The sequence below is a fragment of the Erwinia sp. QL-Z3 genome, assembly GCF_004551645.1.
GTDB classification, from domain to species: domain Bacteria; phylum Pseudomonadota; class Gammaproteobacteria; order Enterobacterales; family Enterobacteriaceae; genus Erwinia; species Erwinia billingiae.
This window is the reverse complement of record NZ_CP037950.1, coordinates 566983-580631: the sequence shown is the minus strand read 5'-3', so window position 1 is coordinate 580631 and position 13649 is coordinate 566983. Positions and strand designations below refer to the sequence as shown.

Annotated in this window: 11 protein-coding genes; 7 read left to right on the top strand and 4 right to left on the bottom strand. The window is 59.5% G+C overall.

The window, feature by feature from the left end:
* Positions 1-8: 8 nt before the first annotated feature.
* Complete coding sequence (yghX, locus tag E2F51_RS03305; protein WP_013203785.1) at positions 9-896, top strand: YghX family hydrolase; 888 nt, start codon at positions 9-11, stop codon at positions 894-896.
* A gap of 16 nt (positions 897-912) precedes the next feature.
* On the opposite strand, the gene E2F51_RS03300 is transcribed toward yghX, so the two are convergent.
* Complete coding sequence (locus tag E2F51_RS03300; protein ID WP_206403690.1) at positions 913-1881, bottom strand: AraC family transcriptional regulator; 969 nt, start codon at positions 1879-1881, stop codon at positions 913-915.
* Positions 1882-1994: 113 nt separating this feature from the next.
* Here E2F51_RS03300 and E2F51_RS03295 point away from each other — a divergent pair, with 113 nt between their 5' ends.
* Complete coding sequence (locus E2F51_RS03295) at positions 1995-3191, top strand: MFS transporter (RefSeq protein WP_013203783.1); 1197 nt, start codon at positions 1995-1997, stop codon at positions 3189-3191.
* Positions 3192-3232: 41 nt separating this feature from the next.
* Here the strand turns inward: E2F51_RS03295 and E2F51_RS03290 are convergent, their stop codons facing one another.
* Entirely contained in the window at positions 3233-4447 is a 1215-nt protein-coding gene (locus E2F51_RS03290; protein WP_071290346.1) for an MFS transporter, read from the bottom strand.
* Between the two features lie 213 nt (positions 4448-4660).
* Complete coding sequence (locus tag E2F51_RS03285) at positions 4661-4942, bottom strand: SelT/SelW/SelH family protein (RefSeq protein ID WP_013203781.1); 282 nt, start codon at positions 4940-4942, stop codon at positions 4661-4663.
* Positions 4943-5204: 262 nt separating this feature from the next.
* Between E2F51_RS03285 and E2F51_RS03280 the strand changes: the two genes are divergently transcribed.
* Genes E2F51_RS03280 through E2F51_RS03260 form a run of 5 tightly spaced genes read left to right on the top strand, consistent with a single transcriptional unit; the run spans position 5205 to position 11281 of the window.
* A complete protein-coding gene (locus tag E2F51_RS03280) occupies positions 5205-7604 on the top strand; it encodes a TonB-dependent receptor domain-containing protein (RefSeq protein ID WP_134822733.1) in 2400 nt (799 codons plus the stop codon).
* A 57-nt stretch (positions 7605-7661) separates the two neighbouring features.
* Positions 7662-8696 (top strand): hemin-degrading factor, encoded by a 1035-nt coding sequence (locus E2F51_RS03275; protein WP_134822732.1) that lies wholly within the window; start codon positions 7662-7664, stop codon positions 8694-8696.
* Positions 8693-9511, top strand: coding sequence for a hemin ABC transporter substrate-binding protein (locus E2F51_RS03270; protein ID WP_134822731.1), 819 nt, complete (start codon positions 8693-8695; stop codon positions 9509-9511). Before E2F51_RS03275 ends, E2F51_RS03270 begins: the two co-directional genes overlap by 4 nt.
* 32 nt (positions 9512-9543) lie before the next feature.
* The gene (locus E2F51_RS03265; RefSeq protein WP_371732175.1) at positions 9544-10509 is read left to right on the top strand and encodes a FecCD family ABC transporter permease; all 966 of its coding nucleotides are present in this window, start codon (positions 9544-9546) and stop codon (positions 10507-10509) included.
* Positions 10502-11281 (top strand): heme ABC transporter ATP-binding protein, encoded by a 780-nt coding sequence (locus E2F51_RS03260; protein ID WP_013203776.1) that lies wholly within the window; start codon positions 10502-10504, stop codon positions 11279-11281. The genes E2F51_RS03265 and E2F51_RS03260 overlap by 8 nt, the downstream gene beginning before the upstream one ends.
* Positions 11282-11318: 37 nt before the next feature.
* Here the strand turns inward: E2F51_RS03260 and E2F51_RS03255 are convergent, their stop codons facing one another.
* On the bottom strand, positions 11319-13472 hold the full coding sequence (locus tag E2F51_RS03255; RefSeq protein ID WP_134822729.1) for a bifunctional diguanylate cyclase/phosphodiesterase: 2154 nt from the start codon (positions 13470-13472) through the stop codon (positions 11319-11321).
* Positions 13473-13649: the final 177 nt, after the last annotated feature.

Below are 13649 nucleotides of genomic sequence, written 5' to 3'. Positions count from 1 at the left end.
GCATTGATATGTCCCGTTTGACCGCGAAAGATTTCTCCCCCGAACTCCTCGAAATTTATGACTACTACGTACACGGCAAAATAAATAAGCGCGAATTTCTGTCGCTGGCGGGCAAGTTTGCGGTGGGCGGCCTGACGGCGGCGACGCTGCTGACCTCGCTCAGCCCAAACTATGCGCTGGCCGAACAGGTGGAATTTACCGATCCGGATATTCTGCCGGAATACATTCACTATCCTTCGCCCAACGGCAATAAAACCGTGCGCGGCTATCTGGTGCGTCCGGCGAAAGCCAGCGGCAAGCTTCCAGCCGTTGTCGTAGTGCATGAGAACCGGGGACTGAATCCGTATATCGAAGACGTGGCGCGCCGGCTGGCAAAAGCCGGCTTTATCGCGCTGGCACCGGATGGGCTGAGCGTGCTGGGTGGCTATCCCGGTAACGATGAGAAAGGGCGGGAGATGCAGGCGCAGATCGATCCGACCAAATTAATGAACGATTTCTTTGCCGCCATCGAATTTATGATGCAGGACCCGCGCACCACCGGAAAGGTCGGCATCACCGGCTTCTGTTACGGCGGTGGCGTGGCCAATGCCGCTGCGGTGGCCTATCCCGAACTGGCTGCGGCGGTGCCGTTCTATGGTCGTCAGCCGGATGCCAAAGATGTCCCGCGCATCAAGGCACCGTTGCTGATCCATTACGCCGGGCTGGATACGCGCATCAACGAAGGCTGGCCGGCCTACGAGGCCGCACTGAAGGCCAGTAACAAGGTGTATGAAGCACACATATACCCGGAGGTGAATCACGGCTTCCACAATGACTCCACTCCGCGCTACGACAAGAAAGCCGCCGATCTGGCCTGGGAAAGAACCCTCGGCTGGTTTAATAAGTATCTGGCGTAACGGTAAAAAAAGGTACTCAGGCGGCGCCCTGCGTCAGCCGTTGCGTTTCCTCGGTGCGAAGCGCGCCGGGGGTTTTGCCAACGGTGCGCTTAAAGGCCCGGCTGAAGGCGGCCAGCGAGCCGTATCCCAGACGCCAGGCCACCGTTTCAATCGCTTCGCCATCGCGGCCGATCCATTGCACGGCCAGCTGCATACGTAATTCGGTCAGATAGCGCACCGGCGTCATGCCGGTCACCGCAAGGAAGCGCTCGGCAAACACCGAGCGGGAGCTGCCCATCTCGGACGCCAGCTGTGCCACCGTCCAGTTTTTGCCCGGCTCGCGATGCAGCGCCACCAGCGCCTTACCCAGACGCGGATCGCGCAGCGCTTCAAGCCAGCCGCCGGCCTGTCCGCATCCCGATTCCACCCAACCGCGCACGATAAACGACGCCACCACGTCCGCCAGCCGGGACAGGATCCCCGCGTAACCCGCTCTGCGGCTCAGCGACTCACGCTCCATCGCATCGAGCATCGGCTGAACTTCCGGGTATTTGTGGATCAGCGTATCGGCCAGCAGCACTTCCGGCATCGCGCTGATGAGCATCTGCATGCCGCCCAGATCGAACTCCATGCTGCCGCTGAAAATCAGCACCGACGCGGCTTCCGGCACCTCGGACGGGCAGGCCTTCACGCAGCGAACGTTGCCGCACACCGGCGTCGATTCAAACGACCGCACGTCTTTGCACGGCACATCCGGCGAGGAGAGCAGCATATGATCGGTGCCCTGCGGCAGCAGCAGCGCATCGCCGGTATTCAGGGTATACAGATTGCCGCCCTGGGTTTTCAGCATCACCGGACCGCGGCTGACAAAGTGAAACTGTGCCTGACCTGGCGCATTAATAAAGCCCACGCCGAACGGCGCCGCCAGCTCAATCCGCTTGTACTGCACGCCCATCAGGCGCATTCCCAGCAGCAGCTCGCTGGCAAGATCGTGGGTTTCTGTGATCACGGTGGCTATCCTTCCGGACGGAGAATCAATAAATACGGATTTAACATCATAGACCATCCGGCGGCAGCCCACTACTCTGTACACTCACTTCTTCTTACGGAAAGCATGCAATGAACACACTCAAACAGGCCGGCATGGCAGAGGAAAAGCCCCAGTGGGGCGCGGTATTTTCGATGGCGCTTGGCGTGTTTGGACTGGTGACGGCAGAATTTCTGCCCGCCAGCCTGCTGACGCCAATGGCCGCCAGTCTTGGCGTAACGGAAGGCGTAACCGGGCAGGCGGTGACCATTACCGCGGTATTCGCACTGCTGACCAGCTTTTTCAGCGCCTCAGCCACCCGTAATCTGGATCGCCGCTGGGTGATGCTGATGTTCTCGGTGATGCTGATCGTCTCCAATCTGCTGGTGGCCTTTTCACCGAACCTGGGCTTTATCCTCGCCGGCCGCGTGCTGCTGGGGATTGCCATCGGTGGCTTCTGGACGCTGGCGGCGGCGACCACCATGCGGCTGGTGCCGGAAGCGATGATCCCGCGCGCGCTGTCGATCGTCTTTAGCGGCGTGTCGGTTGCCACTATCGTTGCCGCGCCGATGGGCAGCTACTTTGGTCATCTGATTGGCTGGCGAAACGTGTTTGTCGCCGCCTCGGTGATTGGTTTGCTGGCGCTGGCCTGGCAGGTTGCCGCACTGCCGAAAATGCCGTCGACGCAGGTGGGCAAAAGCAGTTCAATGTTTGCGTTGATCCGCCGTCCCGGCATGCAGACCGCGTTGCTGGCGATCATTCTGGTGTTCTCCGGCCACTTCGCCTTCTTCACCTATTTGCGTCCGTTCCTCGAAAGCGTCACCGGGGTCGGCGTCAACGGGCTGTCGGTGATCCTGCTGGGCTTTGGCGTGGCGAACTTCGCCGGGACGCTGATTGCCGGCATCCTGCTGGAGCGTAACCTGCACCGCACGCTGATCGGTATGCCGCTGGCGATGGGCCTGCTCGGTGTCGGTCTGGTGGTGATGGGATCGGCCCCGCTGGTGGATGCGGTGCTGGTGGCGCTGTGGGGCATGGCGTTTGGCGCCGTGCCGGTGGGCTGGTCTACCTGGATCACCCGGACCATGCCGGATGAGGCAGAAAGCGGCGGCGGTCTGCTGGTGGCGTCTATTCAGTTAGCGATTACCATCGGTGCGGCGGCAGGCGGGGTCATCTTCAATATTACCGGGGCGAAAGGGGTATTTATGGGCAGCGCCATGGCGTTACTGATTGCCACGCTGACCATTTATGCCGCGTTGCGAACCAAACCGGTTGTGGCGGAGAAAGCGTAAAACAGTGAATGGCCAGGCAGGGCGCCTGGCCATTAGCAACATCAGATCAAATCGGTCGATCCCACGCCGGTATTTTTACGGTCAGCCACTTCTTTTAGCAGCGCCACCATAAAGATCATCATGCCCAGCACCGGCAGGATGGCCCCGTAGGTGGCGGTCTGCGTCATCGGATAACCCTGCTGCACCACATACGCTCCCAGGAACGCACCCAGCGCGTTGGCGATGTTAAACGCCGAATGGTTCAGCGTGGCGGCCAGCGTTTGCGCTTTGCCCGCCACCTGCATCAGACGCACCTGCAACGGTGCGCACAGGGCGAGGTTAGTGCCGACCAGGAACGCGCCAAGCATCAGGCCGGTAATGGTGCCAATCAGCAGTGGGAAGATGGTCAGCACCACCACGCTCCACGCGAGGATGCTGAAGATCGACAGCATGATTTTGCCGTCAGCCATACGGCCACCCGCCAGATTGCCAATCACCATGCCCAGACCAAATGCGAACAGCACAAACGGCAGCCAGAAGGTGGAGAGGTGCGCCGCCATGGTCAGGATCGGGGTGATATAGCTGATCACCGCAAACATGCCGCCAAAGCCAATCGCCGCAATCCCCAGCGTTAACCACAGGCGCAGGTTCGCCAGGCCACGGATCTCTTTCAACGGCGAGCTCTGCTCACGCTCTTTCTGCACCGGGAACAGCTTGTAGATCAGCAGCGCATCAATCACGGTCAGCACCGAGACGCAGGCAAATGCCCAGCGCCAGTCGAGATGTTCGCCGAGCATGGTCGCCGCCGGGTTACCTAGCAACGACGCCAGCGTCAGGCCCAACATCACTCTGCCTACCGCCTGTCCACGGCGATTCTCTTCCACCAGTGACGCCGCAGCCAGCGCGGCTACACCGAGGAAGGCACCGTGCGGCAGCCCGCTCAGGAAACGGGAAATCACCAGCATATGCGCATTGCTGGCCAGCATGCTGCTGAGGTTGCCGACCAAAAACAGCGAGATAAAAATCATCAGCTGATGTTTACGGCACAAACGGGCGGTGCTGAGGGAGAACAGCGGTGCGCCAACCACCACGCCAAGCGCGTAGTAGCTGATAAATTTGCTGCCTTCCGCCAGGCTGACGTTCATCGCGCTGGAAACCTGCGGCAGCAGTCCCATAATCACGAACTCACTCAGGCCGATGGCAAAGGCGCCCAGCGCAAGGGAAAAGAGCAGCGGGCCGACGCCACGCACGGGTGTAGCTGAATCTAACGTATCCATAGAAAAGGGTGCACTTAATTAACGATGAGAAGTTACTCCAGCCACAGGCGGGAGCGCAGGTCTTCAGGCAGGGCAGGTAAGTGAGGGGTGATTCTTGTTATCGGGCCTGTTCCGGCCCTTGTGTCATCTTTCTGCCAGCAAGGGCAGCGATGCGGCGGTAAGTTTAGCGTGAAGCCGCCGGATGACACAAGGATGATGCCGCCCGCGCAGGGGTTATTTCGTGTCGATATGTCCCAGTTCCCGCTCCGGGAAGCAGAAGTTCCGCACGCGCTGCTTCAACTCTTTGGCTTCCGGGAAGCCGCCGTCGGTTTTACGGTCCCAGATAATGTGCTCGTCAATCAAGATCTGATAAATGCCGCCGGTGCCGGGCACCAGGCTGACCGAGGCTAAATCGGTGCTGAACGTATGCAGTAATTCTTGCGCCATCCAGCCGGCACGCAGCAGCCAGTTGCACTGCGAGCAGTAGTGAATGGTGATGGCAGGAGCGGTTTTCATCGCGATGTCCTCTCTAAAAACAGGCGCTCATCTTCCGGCGTCGGTTGCTGCACTGTCAAGTGGGTGTTGCTGACGCTTTTTTAACATTGTGAATTAATTGTGGAGGTTGTTGATATAGAGAATCGATCTCATTATCATTCGCGTTTGACAGTCGTCATGGAATGACCTACACAGCGCCGGATGCGTATGGAGTTTTCGCAATCTTGTTGGATTGCGGCCGCAATGTATGAGTCGATACTAATAAAGAATAAAGGCTTACTAAATGCGCAAATCTTTCAATTCTCAGGGGTTTATCCAGAAGTCCGTGCTGTTCGGCACGCTGGTTACCACCGGTTTTAGCATCGCTGCTGAAACACGCACCACCGCACCACTTCCCGAAGCCAGCCATTCTGGCACGCCACTGGCGATCTCCGGCAAGAAAAGCCAGTCGGAAGCCGTTATGACGGTGACCGCGCCCGAGCCGGAAAAACAGGCGGGCAGCAAAACCACCATTACCGCCGCAGAAATGCAGCAAAAGGGCACCAACGACTTTGGCTCGGTGATGCGCTATGAGCCGTTAATCAGCGCCACCGGCGTCAGCGGCGGATCGTCCGCAGGCAAAAGCGGCTTCGACCGCAGCGGCTATACCGGCTACAACATCCGTGGTCTGGAAAGTAACCGTGTTGGACTGGACGTGGACGGCATTCCGCAGCCGGATGCCACCGGCCGCAGCTACGTCAGCCGCGCCGGATTAAACACCTTCGGCATCGGCCGTGACTATCTCGACCCGTATATGTACGGCCAGGTGGACATTGAATCCGGTGCGACCTCAACGGCGACGGCCAACACCGCCATTGGCGGCGCGGTCTCCTTCCAGCCGAAATCCGCCGACGATTACCTGTCGCCGTACAAAGCGACCTACTTTGGTTATCAGTCTGATTACGACTCGGCCAACCGCAGCTGGCATAACGGCATTACCGCCGCAGCCGGCGACGAAACGCTGCGTGGCGTGTTTGTTTACAGCCGCCGTGACGGCCAGCAAACCCGCAATAACAGCGGCACCATCGATGCCTATCCGGCCAACTGGCACTCCAACGCGCTGATGACCTCGGCGATCTGGCAGCCCAATGACGAGCACAAGCTGACCGGCACCGTCGATTATTACGACAAGACCAACCACACCCATTACGACACCTGGAACTCGGCGGGCAGCAGCATTCTCGGCACCTCGCAACAGCAGAGTAATACCCGCCGCTGGGGCGTCAGCCTGAAGGATGAGTGGACGCCAGCCAATGCGTTTATCGATTCCCTCAGCAACAAAGTTTATTACCAGCAGACTCAGGCGCACGATAATACCCTGATGCCCATCAGCACCAGCAGCCAGGAGCGCGTCTACTCAAACTATGACGTCGATACCTACGGTTTCGAAACGCAGCTGAGCAAGGCGCTGGGTCGCCACGAGCTGAGCGCCGGCCTGAACGGTCGTGTCACCGAGACGAAACGTCCGTTCCGGGAAGAACCGGCCCCAAGCGTCTATTCGGCGATCATGCAGCCGGAGTCCGACAGCCGCAGCTATGCGCTGGGTGCCTTTGTGCAGGATGCAATCCAGTTCGATCTGGACGGTCACGGCTTCTCAATCGTGCCGGGCGTGCGGGTGGCGCATCAGACCACCAAGCCACAAAACCTCTCCAGCCTGACCACCGGCAGCACCGTGCTGGACGAGTCCGAGCTGAACACCCTGTATGGCAAAGAGAACTCGGACACCCAGGTTCTGCCATCGCTGAGCTTCAACTACGACATCACGCCGTCGCTGATGACCTATGTGCAGTACAAGCGTGGCGCGCAGTTCCCTAACGCCAGCCAGCTGTACGGCTCGTGGAACCTCGGTTCAAACTATGCCGGTCCGGCGCAGTACGCGTTGATTGGTAACAGCGATCTGAAAACCGAAACCAGTAACAACCTGGAATGGGGCATGAAAGGGCAGGTGGTGGATGGCGTCACGCTGAAAACCGCGGTGTTCTATAACACCTACGAAAACTTCATTGCCTATACGCGTTACACCCGCGCCGGCAGCCCGGCCCGCTTTACCAACGTACCGTCCAATATCTACACTGTTTACCAGGCAGAAAACCGCGATAAGGCGTATATCTATGGCGGTGAAGTGACCACCAAAGTGAACTTTGGCACCTGGTTTGAAGAGGTAAACGGCCTGAGCGCCACCTTCGCACTGGGTTACAGCGAAGGTAAATCGAAGTCCAGCTACTCCGGCGACAGCTACGTCGATCTGGACAGCGTCGCGCCGATGAAAGCCATTGTTGGCGTGGCCTGGGACGATCCGGCCAAACGCTACGGTGCCGCAGTGACCGCCACCTTTGTGAAAGGGAAGCAGGCCACCGCCACCAACCGTGAAAGCTACACCAACGCGGCAGGCAGCACCTTAACCGATTCCAGTGAAGAATATATGCGCGTACCGGGTTACGGTATGGTGGAGATGACCGCTTACTGGCAGGCGACGAAAAACGTCAAGGTCAGCGGCGGGATCTATAACCTGACCGACCGTAAATACTGGGATTACCTCAGCAGCCGCGAGCTGACCAACACCACCAACCAGGATGCGTATGACAACGCGCTGGCGGTGATGCCTGGCCGTACCTTCCAGCTGGGTGTGAACGTCGACTTCTGATTACCCTGTTTTATTACCCATTGCCCTGCACCGCGTGCAGGGCGTCAAGGAGAGCAAATGGAACTGAATACCCTCTATCAGCGTTATCAGTCGTTAAAAGCTGAACACCCGAAAAAGTATGCCCGCGACCTGGCGGATCTGATGAACATCAGTGAAGCGGAGCTGACCCAGGCCAGAACGCTGAACGATGCGGTGGCGCTGCGTCCTGACTTCACCGCGCTGCTGCAGGCGCTGGAAGCGGTGGGCGAAACCCAGTCGATCACCCGTAACGCTTACGCGGTACATGAGCAGGTGGGACGTTATGAAAACCTGCATCTGGGCGGCCATGCCGGACTGATCCTCAACCCGCGCGCGCTCGATCAGCGCCTGTTCCCGTCCCAGTGGAAGAGTGCTTTTTCGCTGGTGGAGAAAACGGAACGCGGCGAGCGTCACAGCATCCAGATTTTTGATGCACACGGCGATGCAGTACTGAAAATTTACACCACGGCGGCCACCGACAAGGCGGCGTGGGATGCGCTGATTGCCGCATTCACCCTGGCTGAAACCCCGGCGCTGACTCTGACGCCGGCCGTGCCCGTCCAGACCAACCAGCCCGATGCGGCGGTGATCGAGCAGGAATGGCGTGCGATGACCGACGTGCATCAGTTCTTCGGTTTACTGAAGCGCCACAATATCTCCCGTCAGCAGGCGTTCCGCTCGGTGGCCAGCGATCTGGCGCTGAAAGTCGACAACGGCACGCTGAACGCGCTGCTGAAACTGGCGCAGCAAGACGGCAACGAAATCATGATTTTCATCGGCAACCGTGGCTGCGTGCAGATCTTTACCGGCGCGGTTGATAAGCTGGTGCCGGTGGACAACTGGATCAATATCTTCAACCCGACCTTCACCCTGCACCTGATGGAAAACACCATCAGCGAAAGCTGGATCACCCGCAAGCCCACCGCTGACGGCTTTGTCACCAGCCTGGAACTGTTTGCCGCTGACGGCACGCAGATTGCCCAGCTGTACGGACAGCGCAGCGAAGGTCAGCCGGAACAAAGTCGCTGGCGTGAACAGCTGGCTGAGTTGACCGGTGCAGGAGAAGCGGCATGAAACTGTGGCTGATTGCGCTGTTGGCGCTGCCTTTTTCACTGCTGGCCGAAGAGCGGGTAGTGTCGATTGGTGGCGACGTTACGGAGATCATCTATGCGCTGGATGCGCAGCAAAATCTGGTCGCCCGTGATACCACCAGTCTGCAACCGGCCGTGGCGACCAAACTGCCGAATGTGGGTTACATGCGCCAGCTGAATGCCGAAGGGATTCTGGCGATGAAGCCCACGCTGGTGATCGCCAGCGAACTGTCCAAACCCTCTCTTGCGCTGCAGCAGGTTGAGCAGGCCGGCGTCAAGGTTATTACCGTCACCGGCAAGCCTGAACTGAGCGCTCTCCACAGCAAAATTGCTACCATCGCCGCCGCGCTGCACCGCGAAGAACAGGGCAAACTGCTGGAGGAGAAGCTGGATAAACAGCTGGCTGGCATTTCGGACAAACCGCTGCCGGTGAAGGTGCTGTATATCCTTAACCACAGCGGAATGAAAGCGATGGGCGCAGGCAGCGGCACCTCGGCCGATGGCGCGATCCGTGGCGCCGGGCTGCAAAATGCGTTGGGCAATATTCCGCATTATCAGCCGCTGACCCAGGAAGGGATTGTGGCCAGTGCGCCGCAGCTGATTGTGATTGGCGCGGACGGGCTGAAGGGCATGGGCGGCGAAGAGAATTTGTGGAAGCTGCCAGGTCTGGCGCTGACCCCGGCCGGTAAGCAGCAAAATGTGCTGGTGGTTGATGAAATGGCGCTGCTGGGCTTTGGCCTGCAAACGCCAGGCGCGATTGCCAAACTGCGTAAAGCGGCGGAAGCCCTCGCGCAATGAACGGACAGCATATTCAGCGACGCTTAGTGCTGATGGTGGTGCTGATGGTGGCCATCGTGGTGTTTGCCGCCAACATTGGCGCGATGCGCCTGTCATTGCCGATGGTCTGGCAGTCAACCCGCGACAGCATGGTCTGGCAAATCTGGTGGAATATCCGTTTGCCGCGCGTGTTGCTGGCGGTGCTGGTCGGGTCGGCGCTGGCGTTATCCGGCGGCGTGATGCAGGGACTGTTTCGCAATCCGCTGGCCGATCCGGGGCTGTTGGGCATCAGCAGTGGTGCCGCGCTGATGGTGGCAATTTCGGTGGTGATCCCACTGAGCCTGCCGGCGATGTTAGCGCTGTGGTGGCCAATGCTGGCGGCCTTTATCGGCAGCCTGGCGGTCACGGTGGTGATCTTTACCCTCAGCCGCTCTGGCAGCGGCACTCTTTCACGGCTGTTGCTGGTGGGCATTGCTATTAATGCCGTCTGCGGCGCGGCCGTGGGCGTCCTCCCGTGGATCAGCAACGATCAGCAGCTGCGCCAGCTCTCCTTATGGGGAATGGGCTCGCTGGGGCAGGCGCAGTGGTCCACGGTTATCGCCAGCGCGGTGATTATCCTGCCCGCCATGGTCGCCACCCAGTGGCAGGCCCGGCGGCTGAACCTGCTGCAGCTGGGCGATGAAGAGGCGCATTATCTGGGCGTGGACGTCAAGCACACCCAGCGCATTTTGCTGGTGCTGAGCGCGCTGATGGTGGCCGCTTCGGTGGCGGTGAGCGGGGTGATTGGCTTTGTCGGGCTGGTGGTGCCGCATCTGATGCGCATGTGCATTGGCAGCGATCACCGCTGGCTATTGCCGGGGGCCGGTCTGGCCGGGGCGATCCTGATGCTGATTGCCGATACGCTGGCGAGAACGGTGGTCGCACCGGCGGAAATGCCGGTGGGGTTGCTGACCAGTCTGCTGGGTGCGCCGTGGTTTTTATGGTTGATTCTGCGCCGCCAGGAGGGCCGTTATGACTAAGCTGCTGGAAGGGAGAAACCTCAGCTGGCGCGTTGGTCAGCGGCTGCTGATTGATGATGTCTCGCTGAGTTTGCGCGCCGGCGAAATGGTGTCGCTGATCGGGCCAAACGGTGCCGGGAAATCGACGCTGCTGCGCTTACTGACCGGCTATCTGCAACCGGCGGCGGGCGATTGCCTGCTGGAAGGCAAACCGCTCGGCAGTTGGTCGCGCGAGCATCTGTCGCAGACCCGCGCGGTGATGCGTCAGCAAAGCCACGTCGAGTTTCCTCTGCCGGTCAGGGAAGTGGTGGCGATGGGCCGTTCGCCGTGGCCGGGCCAGCGCACCAAAGCGGTGGTGGACGAGGTGATGGCCTTAACCGGCAGCGATACCCTTGCCGACCGCGACTATCGCCATCTGTCCGGCGGCGAGCAGCAGCGTGTTCAGCTGGCGCGCGCGCTGGCGCAGCTCTGGCACGATGACGGCCCGCGTGGCTGGCTGTTTCTGGATGAGCCGACCTCGGCGCTGGATTTGTATCATCAGCAACACGCGTTGCGCCTGTTGCATCAGCTCACCCGCAAAGGTCAGCTGACGGTGTGCTGCGTGCTGCACGATCTGAATCTGGCGGCGTTGTGGTCTGACAGTATGCTGTTGTTGCATCAGGGCAGGTTGGTGGCAGAAGGCACGCCCGCTGAGGTGATGACCGAAGCCACCTTAACCCGCTGGTATCAGGCCGATCTGCATGTTCATCACCACAGTCAGGATGCGGTGCCGCAAATCGTCCTGCGCCGTTAATGTTACTGCCTTGTTGAGGCTTATCTTACCGCTCCGGTTACACCGCCTCCGCGGCGAACAGCACGTCTGCGGGTTGCGGGCGGCTGAGCAGGAAGCCCTGCAGCTTATCGCAACCTGCGGCGGCCAGTGCCAGCCGCTGCTCCTCGGTTTCCACCCCTTCCGCCGTCACCGACAGGCCCAGCGAGTGGCCAAGCTTAATCACCGACGAGACGATGGTGTTGGCCTGCGCCTGAATCCCCAGCAACTGGGTAAAGCAGCGGTCAATTTTGAGGGTATCCACCGGGAACTGCGTCAGGTAGCTCAGGCTGGAGTAGCCGGTGCCGAAGTCATCCAGCGCAATGCTAAAGCCCGCCGCGCGCAGCGTTTGAATGGTATGCAGCGCCTGCTGCTTATCTTCCAGCATCACGCCTTCGGTCACTTCCAGCTCAATCTGCCGTGGGTTAACGTCATGCTGCTGCACAATCTCATTCACGCGGGCAATAAAATCACCGGCGAGGAATTGCAGCGGCGACACGTTGATCGACATCTTCAGATGCGGGCAGGTTTTCGCCCGCTTCACCGCCTGTTGCAGCACCCAGTCGCCGAGCGGAATGATCAGCCCGGTCTCTTCGGCGATGGGAATAAAATCGGCAGGGGAAACCGGCCCTAACGTCGGATGCTGCCAGCGTAGCAGCGCCTCAATGCCGAGCATTTTTGTGCCGCTGATATCCATAATCGGCTGATACCACAGCGCCAGCCCGCAGGTGTTTTCCAGCGCCAGCCGCAACTCTTCTGCCAGTTGCTGACGCTTAATCAGCGCGTCGTCCAGCGCCGGTACAAACATATGGTAGCGCCCGCGTCCTTCGGCCTTGGCCGCATATAACGCGATATCCGCCTTGCGCATCAGCTCCTGGCGTTGCGTACCATGCTGCGGCGCCAGCGCAATGCCGATGCTGACCCCCACCCACAGGCGATTGCCCTGCAAGGTGACCGGCGTGGTCAGGCAGGCAATAATCTGCTGACACAGCGCGGTGATCTGCCGATCGTCCTGCAGGTGATTGACCACCACCACAAACTCATCGCCGCCCAACCTGCCCACGGCATCTTCCGGCCTTAACAGCGCCGACAGCCGCTGACCAATTTCCACAATCAAATCGTCGCCGGTGTGATGGCCGTAGGTGTCGTTAATCATCTTAAAGCGGTCGAGATCCAGCAGCAGCAGGCCAATATTTTCGCCCTCTGCGGACAGATTGCTCAATCGCTGCGTCAGCTGTTGTTCCATCGCCGCGCGGTTGGGCAGGCCGGTCAGCACGTCGTGCAGCGCCAGCTGTTGCGCCTGCGCTTCGCTGGCTTCCAGCTTCTGCATTGATTCGGAAAGCTTCAGCGACGAGGTCCACAGCCGGCGCGTCATCTTGATGCACATCAGCGTAATCGCCAGCATCGCCAGCAACACCAGCGGTCCGGTCACCATCAGCATCTGGCTGCCGGGCCGCATCGGTTGCCAGGAGACGTAGCTGACCGGGATATTCAGACGGGATTGCAGCAGGAAACCGGCACTGTTGTCGCTCGCGGGTGAGCTGGGCGTAAAGCGGAAGGCGTTCACCACGCCACGGTGTTGCAGGAAATCGACAAAGTTATAATGCAGATAGCGCAGGAAAATCAGCTTGTTGCCGCCGCTGCCCGGCACCTCGCCTAAGGCGACTTCGGCCACCCGTCCGTTGACCCGAATAAAGTCGCCGGTAAACGCCGGGGAAGCGGTGCGGGAAAGGCGTTGCAGGCTGTCGAGCCACGGCAGCAGTGAGTTTCTGACGACGAGGTAACGCTCGCTGGTCACCCGTTCGCCTTTAAGCCACACCGACTGAGGACGGTTTTGCGCATCTAACAGGTACACTTCGTCATCACCGGCCAGGGTATTCAGCCAGTGTCCGAAGGGATTGCTCACGGCCGGCGTGGCATTCAACTGCTGCAGCAACGCGGGCCAGCCCAACAGGCTTTGGTGCTGTTGCAGATATTCAGCCAGATGCTGAGCAAAAATATTGCTGATGACCTGCTGCTGTTTTTCCAACGCCTTGGTATTGCTGACGGTGGTGACCCACCAGGCGGTAAATCCACAGGCAAGGAAGGTGAACAGCACCACCAGAATCATTGGCGTGACGACATTACGGATAAAGTGGCGTCGCAGCCCGTTTAACAGGCTAAGTTCGTTAGTCATTTACTTTCCAGCAAAATCGATTCAGTCGCCAATAAACGCTGGCCGCACGAAGATAAGACATTACCTCATTGTCGTTTATCGGCAAGGGGTAACACCTTCTTTAACGAAGAATTTATGTCTGAATGTTTTCTGGAAACAGCGGACGGGGATGGGCAAATTGCTGACGGTCAGGAAACA